The organism is Campylobacter corcagiensis, from assembly GCF_013201645.1.
Taxonomy (GTDB): Bacteria; Campylobacterota; Campylobacteria; order Campylobacterales; family Campylobacteraceae; genus Campylobacter_B; species Campylobacter_B corcagiensis.
In genome coordinates this window covers 537837-555701 of record NZ_CP053842.1, presented here as the reverse complement: position 1 = coordinate 555701, position 17865 = coordinate 537837, and the positions used below count along the sequence as shown (strand labels likewise).

At 33.0% G+C, this 17865-nt stretch carries 17 protein-coding genes; 5 read left to right on the top strand and 12 right to left on the bottom strand.

The features are described from left to right. Nucleotides 1-52: 52 nt before the first annotated feature. The 4 genes from CCORG_RS02920 to CCORG_RS02905 form a co-directional block, all read right to left on the bottom strand. Nucleotides 53-1195 (bottom strand): lytic transglycosylase domain-containing protein, encoded by a 1143-nt coding sequence (locus CCORG_RS02920; protein WP_034971470.1) that lies wholly within the window; start codon nucleotides 1193-1195, stop codon nucleotides 53-55. Nucleotides 1196-1197: 2 nt separating this feature from the next. Beyond that, the gene (locus CCORG_RS02915) at nucleotides 1198-1980 is read right to left on the bottom strand and encodes a TatD family hydrolase (protein WP_025802925.1); all 783 of its coding nucleotides are present in this window, start codon (nucleotides 1978-1980) and stop codon (nucleotides 1198-1200) included. Between the two features lie 67 nt (nucleotides 1981-2047). Then, nucleotides 2048-3571, bottom strand: coding sequence for a DNA repair protein RecN (locus tag CCORG_RS02910; RefSeq protein ID WP_025802926.1), 1524 nt, complete (start codon nucleotides 3569-3571; stop codon nucleotides 2048-2050). After that, nucleotides 3568-4440, bottom strand: coding sequence for an NAD(+)/NADH kinase (locus CCORG_RS02905; protein WP_025802927.1), 873 nt, complete (start codon nucleotides 4438-4440; stop codon nucleotides 3568-3570). The genes CCORG_RS02910 and CCORG_RS02905 overlap by 4 nt, the downstream gene beginning before the upstream one ends. Before the next feature lie 59 nt (nucleotides 4441-4499). Between CCORG_RS02905 and aspS the strand changes: the two genes are divergently transcribed. From aspS to CCORG_RS02880, 5 genes are all read left to right on the top strand, one after another. Next, nucleotides 4500-6257 carry an aspartate--tRNA ligase gene (gene aspS, locus CCORG_RS02900; RefSeq protein WP_025802928.1) on the top strand — a complete coding sequence of 586 codons (1758 nt, stop codon included), beginning with the start codon at nucleotides 4500-4502 and terminating at the stop codon, nucleotides 6255-6257. After that, nucleotides 6254-6838 (top strand): adenylate kinase, encoded by a 585-nt coding sequence (locus CCORG_RS02895; RefSeq protein ID WP_025802929.1) that lies wholly within the window; start codon nucleotides 6254-6256, stop codon nucleotides 6836-6838. The genes aspS and CCORG_RS02895 overlap by 4 nt, the downstream gene beginning before the upstream one ends. A gap of 9 nt (nucleotides 6839-6847) precedes the next feature. Beyond that, on the top strand, nucleotides 6848-7192 hold the full coding sequence (locus CCORG_RS02890) for a NirD/YgiW/YdeI family stress tolerance protein (protein ID WP_025802930.1): 345 nt from the start codon (nucleotides 6848-6850) through the stop codon (nucleotides 7190-7192). A gap of 3 nt (nucleotides 7193-7195) precedes the next feature. Next, nucleotides 7196-7711: an inorganic diphosphatase gene (gene ppa, locus CCORG_RS02885; protein WP_025802931.1), complete on the top strand. Its 516-nt coding sequence runs from the start codon at nucleotides 7196-7198 to the stop codon at nucleotides 7709-7711. 125 nt (nucleotides 7712-7836) lie between these two features. Continuing rightward, nucleotides 7837-8940 (top strand): 5-methyltetrahydropteroyltriglutamate--homocysteine S-methyltransferase, encoded by a 1104-nt coding sequence (locus CCORG_RS02880; protein ID WP_025802932.1) that lies wholly within the window; start codon nucleotides 7837-7839, stop codon nucleotides 8938-8940. A gap of 94 nt (nucleotides 8941-9034) precedes the next feature. Here CCORG_RS02880 and CCORG_RS02875 read toward each other — a convergent pair whose 3' ends face one another. Genes CCORG_RS02875 through CCORG_RS02840 form a run of 8 tightly spaced genes read right to left on the bottom strand, consistent with a single transcriptional unit; the run spans nucleotide 9035 to nucleotide 17857 of the window. After that, nucleotides 9035-9361 (bottom strand): hypothetical protein, encoded by a 327-nt coding sequence (locus CCORG_RS02875; protein ID WP_025802933.1) that lies wholly within the window; start codon nucleotides 9359-9361, stop codon nucleotides 9035-9037. Next, a complete protein-coding gene (locus tag CCORG_RS02870; RefSeq protein ID WP_025802934.1) occupies nucleotides 9348-9716 on the bottom strand; it encodes a hypothetical protein in 369 nt (122 codons plus the stop codon). Before CCORG_RS02870 ends, CCORG_RS02875 begins: the two co-directional genes overlap by 14 nt. Beyond that, nucleotides 9713-11545, bottom strand: a complete 1833-nt coding sequence (gene mnmC / locus CCORG_RS02865) for a bifunctional tRNA (5-methylaminomethyl-2-thiouridine)(34)-methyltransferase MnmC2/FAD-dependent 5-carboxymethylaminomethyl-2-thiouridine(34) oxidoreductase MnmC1 (RefSeq protein ID WP_025802935.1) — start codon at nucleotides 11543-11545, stop codon at nucleotides 9713-9715. Before mnmC ends, CCORG_RS02870 begins: the two co-directional genes overlap by 4 nt. A gap of 1 nt (nucleotide 11546) precedes the next feature. Further along, nucleotides 11547-13154 (bottom strand): N-acetylmuramoyl-L-alanine amidase family protein, encoded by a 1608-nt coding sequence (locus CCORG_RS02860; protein ID WP_025802936.1) that lies wholly within the window; start codon nucleotides 13152-13154, stop codon nucleotides 11547-11549. 1 nt (nucleotide 13155) lies between these two features. Then, on the bottom strand, nucleotides 13156-14241 hold the full coding sequence (locus CCORG_RS02855; protein WP_025802937.1) for a nitronate monooxygenase: 1086 nt from the start codon (nucleotides 14239-14241) through the stop codon (nucleotides 13156-13158). Nucleotides 14242-14250: 9 nt separating this feature from the next. Further along, nucleotides 14251-15453: a tyrosine--tRNA ligase gene (gene tyrS / locus CCORG_RS02850; protein WP_025802938.1), complete on the bottom strand. Its 1203-nt coding sequence runs from the start codon at nucleotides 15451-15453 to the stop codon at nucleotides 14251-14253. A gap of 15 nt (nucleotides 15454-15468) precedes the next feature. Next, complete coding sequence (locus tag CCORG_RS02845; protein WP_034971440.1) at nucleotides 15469-17664, bottom strand: RelA/SpoT family protein; 2196 nt, start codon at nucleotides 17662-17664, stop codon at nucleotides 15469-15471. Further along, nucleotides 17639-17857: a DNA-directed RNA polymerase subunit omega gene (locus tag CCORG_RS02840; RefSeq protein WP_034971442.1), complete on the bottom strand. Its 219-nt coding sequence runs from the start codon at nucleotides 17855-17857 to the stop codon at nucleotides 17639-17641. The genes CCORG_RS02845 and CCORG_RS02840 overlap by 26 nt, the downstream gene beginning before the upstream one ends. Between the last annotated feature and the right edge of the window lie 8 nt (nucleotides 17858-17865).

Sequence of the window (17865 nt, the reverse complement as noted above, 5' to 3'; positions counted from 1 at the left end):
CAACAAACAAAACTAATAAAATTTTACGGTAAAACAATACTAATCTCCTAATTTACAAATCACTTAAAGCAACAATGTTGCCTTTTCTAAAATCAAATTTCTTAGTTTTGGATGCAGAACCGATACTGTATTTTTTATTATCATTTAATGCTAGATTAGTTAATGGAATTTTAAGTTCATATCCAACAACAACTTTATCGCTTTTTAATCCATTAAGTTCTTTAATATCAGCCACTTTAACACTCCATTTATCCGCTATATCTTTAAGTGTTTCATCTTTAGCAACTCTATGAATTTCAAATCTCTTATCAAGCTCTTTTTCGCCTCTTATAAGCTTGCCGATATAGTTTAACGCATATAAATTTAACTTATCTTCTGGTATATAAAAGTGATAGGTTTCATTTGTACTTGGAGCAACTCCTTGTTTGATATGTGGGTTGTAAGTTTTCATATCCTCAACTGGAACGCCTATACTTTTAGCAACACTAGAAAGTTTTGTCCCACCATCAACTTTTATCTTTTCAATCTCAACATTTGGCTCTAAATTTACCAAAACGGACTCTATATGTGGTGTTTTTGAGATTATTGTGTATTTTATAATCTTTTTTATAAACCCTTTGGTCTCTTTTGGGGTGATTGAGCTATTTAGTAAAGCACTAAAATCATTAGTTCCTAAATTTTTAATAGTCTTTCTCATGCACCCATCACCACAATTATAAGCCATAAGCGATAAATACCATTTATTATCAAACATACCATTTAGTGTAGCAATATATGCAAAAGCTGTATCGGTTGACAAAAAAGGATCTCTTCTTTCATCAACATGAGCATTTATGTCAAGTCCAAATGCTTTAGCAGTTTTTGGCATAAACTGCCACATTCCAGCTGCTTTTTTATCCGAAGTAGCAAAATTTGTAAATCTTGACTCTGTCATTGCCAAAAACATTAGAAATTTTGGTGCATCTATCTTTTCTATCTCTCTTTTAACGATATAAGCGTTGTTTGGCTTACTTTTTAAAGTTGATTTAAAATCCCTAATGTCATCTTGTGTTATTGATTTTTGTATATTTATAACACTATCTCTGTTTGCTTTTGTATTGTTTATAGCAAATTCTTCTAAAACCTCGCTTATAATATCAGCTTTAGCCGACACTATAAACAAAAATGTAAATAAAAAAATTGATATAAATCTCAAATTTACTCCTTGATTTTAAAAAGCTCTTTAGCGTTTTTTGTAGTTATACTCTCAATCTCACTTACGCTAAAACCCAAGATTTCAGACATCTTATCAACTACAAGTGTCGTATAACTTGGTTCATTTCTCTTCCCACGATTTGGTGTGGGGGCAAGGTATGGTGCATCTGTTTCTACGAGTAACTTTGAGATAGGAATTTTAGGTAAAATTTCTACTAAATTCTTAGCATTTTTAAATGTTAAAACCCCGCCGATACCATAGTAAAATTTCTCAAAATCTAAAAGCAACTCACTTGCATTAAAACAGTGAAAAACACCACCAACTAAATCTTTACCGTGCTCTTTTAAGATATCATACACATCTTGATTTGCATCTCTTGCGTGAACAATGAGCGGTTTTTTTAGCTTTGTAGCTAAACGAATTTGAGATATAAAAACTTTTTTTTGCATCTCTTTTTCAGCAATACGCTCTTCATCACTTTGAAAGTCCTCTTTAAGCCTAAAGTAATCAAGCCCACACTCTCCAACTGCTACACACTTTGGATCATCTGCAAATTCTAAGAGCCTATCTTCATCCCAATCACTTAAATTATATGGATGAACTCCTACTGCAAAAAAGACATCATCATAAGCATAAGCTATATTTCTTGCCTTTTTAACATCATTTATATCCGCACCTGGAATAATAATGTTTCCTACTCCGCTACATCTAGCTCGTTTTATAACATCATCTAAGTCAGCATCAAACTGCTTATCATCTAGGTGACAGTGGGTATCTATTATCATAAGATAAATCCTTATTTCTAATATAACCCACAATTTTAACTAAGTTTGGCAAACCAAAGCTTAAATTTCAGTCATTTTTTAGTTTTTTGGCAAAATTTATAGCTTCTTGGCTTATAGTTTCGCCACTAATCATCCTTGCAAGTTCTGTTATTTTGGCATTTTCATCAAGTTTTGTAACGCTAGAAATTTCGTTATTTTTTGTGATTAAAAAGTGTGAGTTAGCTTTGGAACTAAGCTGTGGAAGGTGAGAAATTGCAAAAATTTGGTAAAATTTAGCTAGTTTTGTAAGCACATTTGCTATACTCATCGCCTCTTTTCCGCTTAAATTTGCATCTATTTCATCTAAAATCAAAACTCCATTTGCAAAGCCCAAAATATCCACACTACTTGCTATAAAAGCAAGCCTTAAGCGGTTTAACTCACCTGAACTTAAATTTTTAAGTTCTGTACCTAAAACTTCAAATCCTATACTATCAGATCCTAAATTGTCTATATTTTTACTACTAAATATAACTTTTAAATCACTCATATATAGCTCTTTTAGATATGAATTTAAAAGTTTTTCAAGTGGAATTTTAGCTTTTTTTCTTTCACTACTTACTAAATTTGCTAAATTTTCTAGATTAATTTTTAACTCTTTAAATTTTCTTTCTAGATCATTTTTTGTAAATTCTATATTTTCATAGTGTGCTAACTCAAACTTTTTTCTATCAAGTGCTTTTAAAGCCTCTTCAATGCTGCCATATCTTTTTTCTAAAGAGCTTAAATCCTCTATCCTATCAAGAGTTTTTTCTATGTCAATGTTTTCAAGTTCATCTAAATTTAGCTCATCTTTTTTAGCCCTAAGTTCATTCATAGCCTCTTCAAAAAAACTAGCGTCTTGACCACTTATTCTTAAAGCCTCCACAACCCTACTTTCAAAGCTAAAAATCCCATATGCTTCACTCCAGGCTGATTCTATCTTATCCTTTTTAGAAAGAAGCTTTTTAAGCTCCATAAGCTCTTCAAATTCGCCAACTTTTGGAGAAATTTTCTCTATTTTTTCTATCTCAAATTTAGCAAATTCTTTAAGTTCAGCAAGCTTTAACTCTTCAGCTTTAATGCGTTCTAACTCAGACTTAACTTCGCTAAATTCTTTCCAAATTTGGGCTAAATGTGTTAAATTTTTCTTGTGAGTTTTGCTGTTTTTTATAGCTATATTATCAAGCAAATTTAGTAAATTTTTGTTTTCAAATTCGCTAGTATCTCTTACGCTTAAATACTTTATATGCTCATTTGCTATTTGAGTTAAGTTTTTTTTAGCAACAAACTGGTTATTTATAAAATATCTAGTGCTTTTTTCTTTAACCATTTTAAAAGAATTTATAGGCTCATTTAGTATGCCATACTCACTCATATCAAATTTAAAATTTACATCAGCTTCTATCAAACTTGCACTAGCTTCTACCAGACCAAAAGCAGCTAAAATCGCCTCCATTAGCACACTTTTACCAGCCCCACTTGCTCCAGTAAATACGCTAAGTCCTTTATCAAATTTAAGCTCAACTTCTTTAAAGCTTAGATGATTTTTAATCAAAAGCCTAGTTATCATTTTATATGTCCCCAGTTTAGTTTATCTCTTAAAACAGCAAAATAATCCCTGCCGATATGTCTTATTAAATTTGCACTACTTTTACCAAGCCCAACAAAAATCTCATCAAATTTATCCATATCATAGATCTTTTGCCCATCAATAACTACTCCTACTTTACTTCCACTAGAGTTTTTAAAGCTTAAATTTGCAAAGCCTGAGATAACTAAAGGGCGTTGTGTAAGACTGTGAGAACATATCGGAGTTATACAAATATCAGAACTTAAAGGATAGATTATTGGTCCGCCTGCACTCATATTATATGCAGTTGAGCCAATTGGTGAGCTGATTATCACGCCATCTCCGTAGTATGAGTTAAATTTCTCTCCATTAAGATAAGCATCAACGCTACTCATTGATAAAACTGCTGTTCTAGTAAATACAACATCATTAAAAGCAACCTTTGTAGAGACTAACTGAGAGTTTTTATAAAACCTAGCTTCAAGCATTAAAGGGTGCTCAACCTTATACTCACCCTTTAAAAACTCACTCATAAAGCCTTTAAATTCTGAAATTTTAATATCTGTTAAAAATCCTAAATTTCCATCATAAACGCCTAAGATATATGGATTAAAGTTGCATTTGCCAACCACTTCTCTACAAGCACCAATAAGCGTTCCATCGCCCCCAACTGAGATAATGAAATTTGTAAATTTTGAAATTTCACATAACGAGTAGGGTTTTAAGCCCAAAGCTTTTGCACTTTTAGTTTCAAATAGCGATTCTATTTTAAATTCTCTTAAAATTTCAGAAATTTCAAGAGCGCTACTTGGGTTTTTAGCAATGATGCCTGCAAATTTTAGATTTTCGTGTAAATTCTTTATATTCATAAGCACTATTATAACAAAATTAGGTATAATGTGAGCTATATTTTTACAAAGGAATGCATTTGAGAAGTCATTATTGTACTGATTTATCAAAAGATGACATAGGTAAAGAGGTTCTTATCTGTGGCTGGGTAAACTCTTATAGAGACCACGGCGGTATCATCTTTATAGATTTAAGAGATAGAACAGGACTTTTACAACTTGTTTGTGATCCAGCAGATAGTAAAGAGTCTTATAAGATAGCAAACACAGTAAGAAATGAGTTTGTGTTAAAAGCAAAAGGTAGAGTTAGAGCTAGAGGCGAAGGGCTTACAAATCCTAAACTTAAAACAGGTGAAATAGAAGTAGTAGTTGATGAACTAAAGATAGAAAACCCAAGTAAAGCCTTGCCTTTTGTTTTAGGAGATAAAGAAGTTGGCGAAGAAACAAGGCTTAAGTATAGATTTTTAGATCTTAGAACACCTGAGAATTTTGAGCGTTTTAAGATGAGATCAAAAGCTGCTATGGCTTGTAGAAACGCTCTTGATAGACTTGGATTTGTTGAAGTTGAAACTCCGATTTTAACAAAAGCAACACCTGAAGGAGCAAGGGATTATCTAGTTCCTAGCAGAGTTTACAATGGCGAGTTTTATGCTTTACCACAAAGTCCACAGCTTTTTAAACAGCTTTTAATGTGTGCTGGATTTGATAAATATTTTCAAATAGCAAAGTGCTTTAGAGATGAAGATTTAAGAGCAGATCGCCAGCCTGAATTTACTCAAATAGACATAGAGATGAGCTTTTGCGAGCAAAAAGATGTAATGAAAGTTGGCGAAGAGGTTTTAAAAGATATCTTTAAAGCTTGCGGATACGAAGTAAATACACCATTTCCTATCATGACATACAAAGATGCTACTGAAATTTATGGAAGTGATAAGCCAGATCTTAGATATGACCTTAAAATGGTAGATGTAGATGATGTATTTGAAAAGTGCTCAAATGAAATTTTTACCAAAATAGCAAGTGATAAAAAAAGAAATAGAATAAAAGCCTTAAGAGTTCCAAATGGCGATAATATCTTTAGTAAACGACAAATGAAAGGTTTTGAAGATTTTGTTCGTAAATTTGGAGCAAGCGGGTTAGCATTTATTCAAGTAAAAGAAGATGGCTTAAAAGGTCCGCTAGTTAAGTTTTTTGAAGACGCACCAGAAGCATTAGATGAACTTGTAAAAAGATGCGAGCTAGAAGTAGGCGATGTTGTATTTTTTGGTGCTGGTAAGAAAAAAGTAGTGCTTGATTATATGGGAAGATTTAGAATTTTCTTAGCTAATGAAATGGGCATTATAGATCAAAACAAGATGGAATTTTTATGGGTTATAGATTTTCCTATGTTTGAAGAAAATGACGATGGAAGCTACTCAGCGATGCACCACCCTTTTACTATGCCAAACAATATAGATGATGATATAGATGATATCACAAGTGTAGCTTATGATGTTGTTTTAAATGGCGTTGAACTAGGCGGTGGAAGTATAAGAATTCACAAAAATGATATCCAGCAAAAGGTCTTTGCTAAGTTAGGCATAAATGAAACTGAACAAAGAGATAAATTTGGCTTTTTGCTTGACGCTCTTAGTTTTGGAGCTCCACCACATGGCGGTATTGCGATCGGCTTTGATAGACTTATCATGCTTGCTACAAAGTCAAGTTCTATAAGAGATGTCATAGCATTTCCAAAAACCCAAAGAGCGCAATGTCCAATGACAAAAGCCCCAAGTAAGGCAAGTGATGAGCAGTTAAAAGAGCTAGGACTTAGAGTAATTAAAAAGGAGAATAAATGAAAAATCTATTTCTAATAATCGGAGCCCCAGGAAGCGGTAAAACAACAGATGCAAGCGCAATTAAAGAGATGAATCAAAGCGTTGCACACTACTCAACAGGAGATATGCTTAGAGCTGAAGTAGCAAGTGGTAGCGAACTTGGAAATGAGATAAAAAGCTACATAGATCAAGGAAATCTTGTTCCTCTTGATGTGGTTGTAAACACCATAGTATCAGCTATTGAAAATTCAGAGCTTGATTTTATCATCATAGATGGCTTTCCTAGAAGCGTTGAGCAAATGACTAAATTTGATGAAGTTATGGCTGAGAAAAAAAGTATAAATTTAATAAGCGTCATAGAAGTAACAGTTAGCGAAGAGACTGCAAAAGATAGAGTTTTAGGTAGAGCAAGAGGAGCTGATGACAATGAAGAAGTATTTAACAACAGAATGAAAGTTTTCCTAGAACCAATTGAAGATATTCGCAAATTTTATACAGATAAAAAAATATATAGATCAATAGATGGCGAAAGAACAGTAGAAGAAATAGTTGGCGAAATGAATGAGATTATTGTCTCAGAGATAATGAAACAGATGAATTAAGGAGAAAAAATGAAAAAAATAGTAGTAATTTCTTTGGTTGCAGCAAGTTTAGCTTTTGCTGGTGGATTTGTAAGTTCAAAAAATTCTCAAAATATAAGCTCTGTAAAAGAGGTTTTAAAAGCAAAAGATGATCAAAAGGTAACCTTAAGAGGCTATATAAATAAAGCCTTAGGCGATGAAAAATATGAGTTTAGAGATCAAAACGGCGATACTATAATAATAGAAATTGACGATGATGACTGGGGCGGTGTAACTGCAAATGAGAGTACTTTTTTAGAAATTTATGGCGAAGTTGATGAGGAATCAAATCAAAACAATAAAATTGATGTTGATAGAGTAAAATTAGCGGAGTAAAAGATGGATTTAAGCAAGATAAAAGCAGGCTCAAACCCTGATAAGATTAACGCAGTTATAGAGATACCATATGGCTCAAATGTAAAGTATGAAGTCGATAAAGATAGCGGTGCTGTTATGGTTGACCGCGTACTATATGGAGCGATGTTTTACCCAGCAAACTACGGCTTTGTGCCAAATACTTTAGCTGACGATGGAGATCCAGCCGATATTTTGGTATTAAATGAGTACCCACTTCAAGCAGGAAGTGTGATACCTTGCCGTTTAATTGGTGTTTTAGTAATGGAAGATGAAGCTGGAATGGATGAGAAACTTTTAGCAGTTCCAACTACAAAAATAGATCCTAGATATGAAAATATAAAAAGTATTGATGATCTTCCAAAGATAACTCTTGATAAGATAAAGCATTTCTTTGAGAGATATAAAGATCTTGAGCCAAACAAATGGGTTAAGGTTAAAGAATTCGCTGGTATTGAAAAAGCAACTCAAATTTTACAAAAATCAATAGAAAAAAACTAAAATTCCCACCTTACAAGTCCTTAAATTTAAGGACTTGTAAACTTTATAGCATTTAATTTTAAAATATTTATAACATTTTTATCTATCTTTTGATATAATTTTCAAATTTTGTTTAAAGGAAATTTATGAGCAAATACTCTTACGATATAGTTGGCAGTTTTTTACGACCCAAAAAACTAAAAGAAGCAAGGGCTAAATTTACAAGTGGTGAAATTTCAGCACAAGACCTTAAGGAAATAGAAGATGAGTGCATAAAAGAGTTGGTTGAAAAAGAAAAAGAGTTAAATTTACCATTTATCACTGATGGCGAGTTTAGAAGAGAGTACTGGCATCTTGACTTTTTATCATTTATTGGTGGAATAAAAAGAGTAAAAGCCAGCAAATGGTCAGTAGAATTTAAAGGTAATAAACCAAAAGCAAATACTATTGTGATTGAAGATAAAATTCACTTTGATAAAAGCCATCCATTTTTAAATCACTTCAAATTTTTAGCAAATTTGACACAAAATGCCAAAATGACCATTCCTAGTCCATCTATGCTTCACTTAATACCTTGCGTTAGAGAAGAAAACTATGAGCCTATAGAAATTTATGCTAAAGATGATAATCAAATTTATAAAGACATCGCCAACACCTACATAGACGCTATGAAAGAATTTTACAAACTTGGTTGTAAACACCTACAACTTGATGATACTTCTTGGGGTGAGTTTTGCGATGCTGAGAAAGTAAAAGCTTATGAAGCTAGAGGAGTAAATTTAGAAAAAATCAAAGATAACTATGTCTGGATGCTAAATGAGATAGTAAAAGCAAAACCTGATGATATGATAGTAAGCGTTCATGTTTGTCGTGGAAATTTTCGCTCGACTTGGTTTTCAAGTGGTGGATATGAAAGTGTAGCTAAAGTACTATTTGGTAAATGTAATGTTGATATGTTTTTCTTAGAGTATGATAATGACCGCTCAGGTGGATTTGAGCCATTAAGATATATCAAAGATCAAAAAGTTGTCCTAGGGCTTATAACATCTAAATTTCCAGAGCTTGAAGATAAAGATAGCATAAAAGCTAGAGTTAAAGAAGCTATCAAATTTGTGTCATTAGACCAGCTTTTGCTTAGTACTCAGTGTGGATTTTCATCGACAGAAGAGGGAAATGAACTAAGTGAAGATGAGCAATGGGCAAAGATTAGGCTTGTACAAGAATTAGCAAAAGAGATCTGGGGCGAGTAAAATAAAATTTAGCCTTAAATTTAGTCTAAAAAATCTAAATTTAGAGGCTAAGTTAATATATTAAAACAATATACTAGCAGTTTTATAAAGCATACTATAAAACTGCTACGCCAAACCTTAAGCTAACAGCTATTATAGCTGATAAAATTCCCATAGAAAGTGCATTTATATCAGCTACACCAAAGTATAAATAACTTGTAAAATATCCGCCACAAAATCCAACGAATATAAGCAGTAGCCCAGTTATAAATTTTGAAATATTAGCAGTATATATCAAAATCAAAACAAGTATGCTCATAAAAAACCAAAACATAGAGGCAAAAATCCCACCACTATATGAAAAAATATCTAAAAATAGTCCCAAATTTAAAACAAGGCAAACTACCCAAATAACCACAATAGAGATATTAAATTTGCTCATCTATGTCACTTTTTATTTTATAAGTTTTATTAGAAAAAGTTTGAAATTTAACCTGTAGTGCCACAACCAAACCAACATACAAACTTATCACAAAACCTACAATATACCACTTGCTTGATATAAAAAACCCACTCATAAAACCAGCCACAAGTGCTATAAGCATCGCACTCATAAGTGGCTCTTTTACCACATCTTTTTCTCCGATAGCTATAACAACCAAAGAAATAATATAAACAATAAGCAAGACCAAAAATGATATAATTTTTAAATCTTTCCTAATAGCTTCATTTGAAAGGATAAAAATCCCACCAAAAAGCAAAACCAAAGCCAAAATAAGCAGTAAAATCTTTCTCATATCAACCCCTTCTTAAGTTTTCTAACTAAAAATCTAGCTGGATGAAGCTCGTTTTTTAAGGACTTTTCTATACAAAAAGGTCTATTTAAAACATAATCCAAAATCATCTCAGCACCTAAAATAGCTGTTCCAAGCCCTCTTGCACCATGCGCAGTGTTTATAAAAAGCCCGTCTTTAAACTTAGGTTTTATTTTTGGCTCTTTTTTCCAGTGGAGTTCTTTATAATTCTTCTTAAAAAATTCCACATCAACCAAAGGCCCAATTATAGGAAATCTATCGCCACTATATGAACGGTACCCTACCTTTGAGCCTAAAACTTCACACTTTTTATCACATAAAAACTCAGCCACACTCTCTAAATTTCTAGCATCATCCATTACTCGCGCCTCATCACAGTAAAGTGCTCTATCATAAGTTGCACCAACTACTTGAATGCCATCATAAGCTGGGCAAATATAGCCACGAGCAGATAAAGAAGAGTTGGTTTTAACCCTTTGTTTTATCCAAGTAACTTGCCCACGAACAGAACTAATCAAAACGCTTTCATCAAAATTAAGCTTTGGACTTAGCCCACCGCCAAACAGCTCTTCGCTATGACTACCCATGCAAAAAACAACCATATCTGCATCTAAAATTTCACCATTTTTAAATTTAACCCTCCAGCTATTTTCAAGCTTTTCTAAACTAACAAACTCAAAATTTAGCAAAATGTCTAACTTTTTTGATAGAGCATCACAAAGTGCTTTTGGTCTTATACTAGTGCCATTTTTAATGAAAATAGATGGATATGGCTCATCATTTTTTAGAGTGAAAATACTATTTTTATATCTTTTTTCTAAATTCTTACTAAACGCAAACTCTTTAGACCCACCAAATTTAGCATAGTTTTTAGCGTGTTTTTTATAAAAATTTCTTGCTAAGAAAAAAGCCCTTAAATGCATCTTGCCTAAATTTACGCCCTTTTGAGTAATTAGTGGCGTTAAAGCTCCGACTAAATTTCCACTACCATTTAAGGCAACTTCTTTGTTTTTTTCAGCTACTTTTACACTAAAACCAGCATTTTGAAATTTCAAAGCCGTTACAATACCAGCAATGCCTGCTCCAATAACTAAAACATTTTTAGGTTGGTTTAAATTTGGAGCGCTAAAGCATAAGTCACTAAAAGATAAATCATCACTTAAAAATTTAGCCCTTAACATCTCCTTTTTTGTTGCAAAACCAGATCTTTTTTCTACACTAAAGCCTGATTTTTCTAAATTTTCTCTCACGCTTCTTGCGACGCTATAAGTGGATAGAATTGTGCCGTATTTGCTTAAATTTGCTATACCTTTACAAACTTCTAAGCTCCACATATCTGGGTTTTTAGATGGAGCAAAACCATCCATAAACCAAATATCAGCTCTAAACTCAAACTCTTTTAAAGCATCCTTAATATCTCCAAAATAGATATCAACAGTTATGTTTTTACTAAAATTTATACGGGTTAATCCATCCCTAAATTTAGGGTATTTTTTGATAAGTTTTTTGCTAAGATGAGAAAATTTATTAAATTTATCCCAAATTGTTTTTAGTTCTCGCCTTGAAAAAGGAAATTTTTCAACACTAACAAAATGAAGTTTTTTATTAGAACCTTTAAATTTTTTAACCAAATTTAAGAAATTTAGCCCAGCTCCAAAGCCAAGTTCTGCGACGATAAAGCTATCTTTTTCATCCCAAATTTCATCTATTAAATTTGTAAAAACAAACGAGCTCTCTTCAAATGGTGAAGCAACACTATAGTAAGTATCCAAAAACTTACTAGAGTATAAAACACCGTCCTTGTACTGCATGCTAGTTCTTTAAAAAATATGCATCTATACCGTTTGCAATGCCGTTTGCGACATCTTTTTGATAAGCTCTTTTGCCAAGGTGTTTGCTGTCATTTTTGCTTGTGATATATCCGACTTCAATTAAAATAGCAGGCATCGTAGCCCCAACTAAAACCCAAAATGGCGCTTCTCTAACGCCACTGTCTTTCATATTATACCTATTTTGAACTCTGTTTAAGATATGTTTTTGAATATCTATCGCAAGTTTATTTGAAGCGATAATTTTTTCACGATTTAAGAAATTTAGATAAGTTTGCTGTGAAAAATAGTTCATATCTTCAATGTCGCCTCTGTTTTCCAAAGCTGCTGCGTTTTTACTTCGCTCACTTCTTGCTGGACTTAGAAAAAATGTCTCAACACCACTTAGTTTAGAATTTTTATTTGGTCCAGCATTTACATGGATAGAGATGAAAAGATCAGCATCTTTTTTGTTAGCAAACGCAGTGCGATTTCTAAGGCTTATAAATTTATCAGTTGTTCTAGTGTATGCGATTTTATAGCCTCTTTTAGTAAGTTCAGCACCTAAGTCCTTGCCGATATTTAAAACAATATCTTTTTCTTTAAGTCCAGCTCCCATTGTGCCTGGATCTTTTCCACCATGACCTGGGTCGATAACAATAAGTCTTGGTTTATAGCTAGTTGTGGCTTTTTTAATAGACTCCTTTTTTATTACTTTAGCAGGCTCTTTTTTGACCGACTCTTTTGATTTAATGTTTTCTTTTTTAGTAGGTTTTTTTATTTCTGCTACTTTTGGGGTTTGGTTTATAGCTTTTGTAAGATTTGAAGATGTTATTGTAACTGTTTTTCCATCACTTTTTATAAGAATATCAAATTTTTTACTATCTGTAAAAACAACTCTTGCTATTTTTGGATTATACTGGGCAATTCTAATCTCACTAGCTCCACTACCTTCTATCTTACTAATCGTAGCATAATTTCCAGCTTTAAAATCAACAACATTTCTATAAGCGTTATTATCTAAGACAAACTGTCTCATCTCACCACTTACTAAAGGTCGGTTAAAATTTAAAACCACTCCACCATCAACCCTATCAACACTCATCAAATTTAGCTGTTTAAGTGTGACATTATCATCTAAAGGTGGATTTTTTTCTAAGGGCGTTTCTATTTTTGAAGGCGACTCTGTTTTTTGAACTTTTTTAATAGGTTTATCTTCTGTAAAGTCTAAAACTTCAGGTACAAAATTTTGATCTAGCACAACTTGCTTTTTTGGCTGTGTATCTGCTTGTATAGAACGCTCTTTTTTTGGTGATACTTTAGAATTTAGATATCTATCATAACTACCACCTAAGCTTTTGAGATCATTTTCATAACCCTTAAAATTTAGACCCAAAGCTTTAGAAGAGTGAATAAGTCGCTCTAAAACCGCTATCTTATCGCTTTTAGTTCCTTTTGTCATAGCTTCAATGTAAATGCTTCTTAGCTCTTTATGAAAAACTTCCTTTTCTGCTTTACTTGCTAAATCAAAATTTCTATCAAAGTTGCTAAAATCAGCAGCACTTAAAAAAGTAGCAATTATAAAAACAAGAAAAATCCTTAAAAATCCCAAACTACTCTCCATTAACTAGCTTGCTTATAAGTTCTTTAACTGAAATAATCTCGTTTAATCTATATCCATTTGCACCACTAAAAAATAGCCCACTCTCTTTTTTGCCAGCATAAGCATCATAGAGTCTATCTGCTATACAATACCCTACTTTTTTAGCCCCTTTTCCTCGTTCACATGGAGTTACACAGTTGCTTATGCACTGTATTTTTGGTCCCTCTTTTTTACTAACCAAATCAAGCAAATTTGTCTGTACACCACGCGCTGGATAGCCAACAGGAGAGCTAATTAGCTTGATATCATCTTTTGTAGCATTTAATATAATCTCTTTAAACTCATCAGCTGCATCACACTCAAAAGTACCTATAAATCTAGTGCCCATCTGAACACCATCAGCACCTAAAGAGATCGCCTTTTCAATATCATTTTTATCCCAAATTCCACCAGCTGCAATAAGTGGAAAATCACCCCAGTTTTTTATCTCCTCTTTAACCACTGGAATAAGTTTTTCTAACTGAAATTCTGGATCTAAACACTGCTCATAAGTAAAGCCTTGATGACCACCACTCAGTGGTCCTTCAAGCACAACAGCATCAGGTAATCTATCATATCTTTGCTTCCATCTTTTACAAATTATCTTCAAAGCTTTTGCTGAAGATACGATAGGAACCAAAGCTACATCTTTAAATTTTTGTGTAAATTCTGGTAAATTTGTAGGAAGTCCTGCACCACTTACTATGATATTAAACCCAGCTTCACAGGCATCTACAACCATTCTACCATAGTCATTACAAGCACACATTATATTTACGCCAATTGGGGCTTGTCCGCAAATTTTGCGAGCGTTGGTTATGATTGCATTAAGACCCTGGGTTGAGTAAAAATTCTCACTGCCTAAAGGTTTTGAATTTATCTCTTTTTTAGAATACTTTCTATCTTCATAATACCCAGTTCCAACCGAGCTTATGATACCTAAAGCACCATTTAAACTGACATTGCCAGCCAACCTATCCCAGCTAATTCCTAGTCCCATTCCACCTTGAAAAATTGGATATTGTATCTCGTGCTTTCCTATCTTAATGCTTTTCATATCTTGCCTTTATTTTACATTTAGTTTTGCAAATTTCCTTTTGCCAATTTGAAGAATATAGCTTCCACTTCCTAATTTTAGCTGATCGTCATTAACCTTTTCTTGATTGATACTAAACGCATTTGCATTTATATGGCGTCTTGCTTGTGAATTTGAACTAGCTAAACCGCACTTTACAATCGCCTCTACCACCCAGATTTCACCATCTACGCTAAATTCATCCATATTACTAGGAAGAGCGTGCTCTGAAAAAACAGTATCAAACTCAGCTTTTGCATTTTTAGCAGTTTGTTCATCATAAAAACGCTTTGTTATCTCTAAAGCAAGGTTTTCTTTAGCTGCTTTTGGATGAATTTTACCACTTTCTACGCTCTTTTTAAGCTCTGAAATCTCTTCTAAGCTTTTTTCACTTAAAAGCTCATACCAGTCCCACATCAAATCATCACTAATACTTAAAACCTTCGCATACATAGAATTTGGCTCTTCAGTAACACCTATGTAATTGTTTAGAGATTTACTCATTTTATTTACACCATCAAGTCCAACAAGAAGTGGCATTGTGATAATGGCTTGTTCTTTTCCCACACCATAAACTCTTTGCATATGACGCCCCATTAAAAGGTTAAATTTCTGATCATTTCCACCCATTTCTATATCGCATTTCATCTCAACGCTATCGTAGCCTTGAAGTAAAGGGTATAAAAACTCACTTATTGATATTGGCGTTTCGTTTTTAAATCTTTTTTCAAAATCATCTCGCTCTAGCATTCTAGCGACATTATAAGTACTAGCAATAGCTATCATATCAGAAGCTTTTAGTTTTTCATCCCATGCTGAGTTAAACATTATCTTAGTTTTAGCTGGATCTAATACTTTAAAAACTTGCTCTTCGTAAGTTTTGGCATTTTTTAAAACCTCATCTTTACTTAGCATTTTTCTGGTCTCACTTTTACCACTTGGATCGCCTATTCTAGCTGTAAAATCACCTATTAAAAACTGTATAATAGCCCCGTGCTTTTGTAAAAAAGCCATCTTTTGTAAAGTTACAGTATGACCTAAATGAAGATCAGGTGCGGTTGGATCCATGCCTATTTTAACATAGAAATTTTCACCTTTTTCATAGAAATTTCTAATCATATCTTTTATCTTATCTTCATCAATAATCTCAGCGATTCCCTTTTTTAACTCCGTAAAAACACTATTTAAATCCATAATATTCCTTTAATTTTAGTTATAAGCATCAGATAGTGAAGTAAATTCAACTATCTTATATCTACTTTTTATCTTAGTTTTGATATCATCTATATTTAAACTCTCATGAAGTTCAATAATAAGCACAAAAAAGTCCGACTTCGTCTCTTCGTTTTCGTTTAAATTTATAGCTACAAGATCAACTTGAAGTTTTGCTATATATGCTAAAAACTCAGCAAGTGAGCCTCTTTTGTTCTCTAAATTCAGGATGATTTTATATCTATGAGGAGCGTTTCTTGTCCATTTTACAAAGATTATCTCTTTACCATCTCTCATCAAATTTGACGCTCTATCACAAAATCTATGATGAACTGTAACTCGATCACCATCTCTAAATCCTACGATATTATCGCCCCTTTTTGGGTTACAACAGTAGTCAAATTCTGCAGAATTTACTTTGAAATTTGAGTAAACGACTATATTTTCAAATTTTTGCTTTTCTATAATGTACTTATCTTTTTTAGCATTTTTCTTTAAAGCATTTACAGCATCTTTTAAAAATTCAGAGTCATACGATACTTTACCAGCTTTTTTGCTTAAATTTTCACTATCTAACCATGATAAAATTTCAGTTTCATTTGTCTCAAATATCGCTGAGAGCATCTTTATGCCGATTTCGTTATTTAGCTCTTTTAGTTTTTGTTTACAAAAGCCTTTAATAGTAGCTCTTGCTTTACCAGTTTTGACTGAATTTAACCAACTACATCTATAGTGAGCTTCATTTCCAGTTATGATATGAACAATGTCTCCGTTTTTAAGCTCAGTAAGAAGCGGAACACGAACTCTATTGACATATGCTTCTACAGCTTTAAGACCTACTTGAGAGTGAATTTCATAAGCGTAGTCTAGGGCTGTTGCACCCCTAGGCAAAGTAAAAATTCCGCCCTTTGGGGAGTAAACTGCGATATCTTCAGCATAAAGACTATCTTTTGCATACTCATATAAATCTTCTGGACCATCTTCTTCATCGCTAGATATTGGAACATCATCTTTATTTGAGATATCACTTAGCCAATCGAGTCTAGGATTAACTAAAACTGGGCTTTGTCCGCTATATTTATATTTCCAGTGTGCTGCAACACCATATTCTGCAGTATTATGCATATCAAAGGTGCGAATTTGAGCTTCGATAATCATGCTTTCATTAAACACTGTCGTGTGGATAGTTTGGTATCCATTTTGTTTAGGAAGGGCTACATAGTCTTTAAACCTAGAGATTAAAGGGTTAAAATTTGAGTGAATTACTCCTAAAGCAAGGTAGCAATCCTTCACATCTTTAACCAAAACCCTAACAGCTAAAAGATCAAGAACTTCTTGAATAGAAATTCCTTTTCTTTGCATCTTAAGATATGTAGAGTAGTAGTGCTTGACTCTTTTTTGGATATCAAAGCTATTTTCACTAAAGCCATTTGTAAGTAAAAGCTCTGTTATTTTAAGGCTAAATTTGTTTAAACTCATCTGAAGTTGCTGTTTGTGCTCGTTGATATATGAGTCTATCATCTCAAATTCTTTTGGCATTACATATTTAAAACTCAGATCTTCTAAGATGTTTTTAATCGATGAAATTCCAAGCCTGTGAGCAATAGGCGCATAAACAACAAGAGTTTCTTCAGCAATTCTTTTTTGCTTATCAGGACGAAGTGCTTCAAGAGTAAGCATGTTATGAAGTCTATCACAAAGCTTAACAACCAAAACCCTAACATCTTCAATGGATATTAAAAGCATACGCCTAAAAGTTAGAGCTGAAGTTCTAAGCTTTGCGTTTTTATCGCTTGATGGAGCTAATTTATCTTCTCTAATCGTTACAATCTTAGTAAGACCTTCTACAAGCTTAGCAACCCCGTCACCAAATACAGCATTTACACTTTGAAGATCATAACTTGTATCTTCAACCACATCATGTAAAAGTGCAGCGACAATCATATCATCATCACCGCCCATAAAAGCAACAATACAACTAACAAGTATAGGATGAACCGAATAAGGCTCACCGCTTTTTCTAAACTGCCCGTTGTGCTCTTTTACACAAATTTCAATAGCTTTTTCTAAAGTATCTTTTGGCTCTTTAAATTTATGAAAAAGCTCTTTAGCATCATCAATGGTAGAGACATTTACAATATCGTCTAAAAATCTCTCAATATCAGCATCATTTTTCTGCTTCAATAATTCCATCTAATTCTACTTTTCCCTCTGCAATCTCTAAAAGTGCAATATCTGCAAATTTAAGCCCTCTAGTGTCTACATTTACTAAAACTTTAGCTCCTGAGTAAAGCTCGCTTGTTCTTTTTGCAACCATTAAAGATAGTTTATATCTATCTCCATTTACTGATTCTAGGGCTTTTGCTGCTATTTCTTCTGGTCTCATTTTTATCC

Bases quoted from the DNA above. Each gene is read 5' to 3' on its own strand.
- CCORG_RS02890 (WP_025802930.1), top strand. From the start codon at position 6,848: ATGAAAAAAATAGTAGTAATTTCTTTGGTTGCAGCAAGTTTAGCTTTT.
- CCORG_RS02870 (WP_025802934.1), bottom strand. From the start codon at position 9,716: ATGAGAAAGATTTTACTGCTTATTTTGGCTTTGGTTTTGCTTTTTGGT.
- tyrS (WP_025802938.1), bottom strand. From the start codon at position 15,453: ATGGATTTAAATAGTGTTTTTACGGAGTTAAAAAAGGGAATCGCTGAG.
- CCORG_RS02910 (WP_025802926.1), bottom strand. From the start codon at position 3,571: ATGATAACTAGGCTTTTGATTAAAAATCATCTAAGCTTTAAAGAAGTT.
- CCORG_RS02915 (WP_025802925.1), bottom strand. From the start codon at position 1,980: ATGATAATAGATACCCACTGTCACCTAGATGATAAGCAGTTTGATGCT.
- CCORG_RS02880 (WP_025802932.1), top strand. From the start codon at position 7,837: ATGAGCAAATACTCTTACGATATAGTTGGCAGTTTTTTACGACCCAAA.
- CCORG_RS02845 (WP_034971440.1), bottom strand. From the start codon at position 17,664: ATGGAATTATTGAAGCAGAAAAATGATGCTGATATTGAGAGATTTTTA.
- CCORG_RS02840 (WP_034971442.1), bottom strand. From the start codon at position 17,857: ATGAGACCAGAAGAAATAGCAGCAAAAGCCCTAGAATCAGTAAATGGA.
- ppa (WP_025802931.1), top strand. From the start codon at position 7,196: ATGGATTTAAGCAAGATAAAAGCAGGCTCAAACCCTGATAAGATTAAC.
- CCORG_RS02895 (WP_025802929.1), top strand. From the start codon at position 6,254: ATGAAAAATCTATTTCTAATAATCGGAGCCCCAGGAAGCGGTAAAACA.
- CCORG_RS02855 (WP_025802937.1), bottom strand. From the start codon at position 14,241: ATGAAAAGCATTAAGATAGGAAAGCACGAGATACAATATCCAATTTTT.
- mnmC (WP_025802935.1), bottom strand. From the start codon at position 11,545: ATGCAGTACAAGGACGGTGTTTTATACTCTAGTAAGTTTTTGGATACT.
- CCORG_RS02905 (WP_025802927.1), bottom strand. From the start codon at position 4,440: ATGAATATAAAGAATTTACACGAAAATCTAAAATTTGCAGGCATCATT.
- CCORG_RS02875 (WP_025802933.1), bottom strand. From the start codon at position 9,361: ATGAGCAAATTTAATATCTCTATTGTGGTTATTTGGGTAGTTTGCCTT.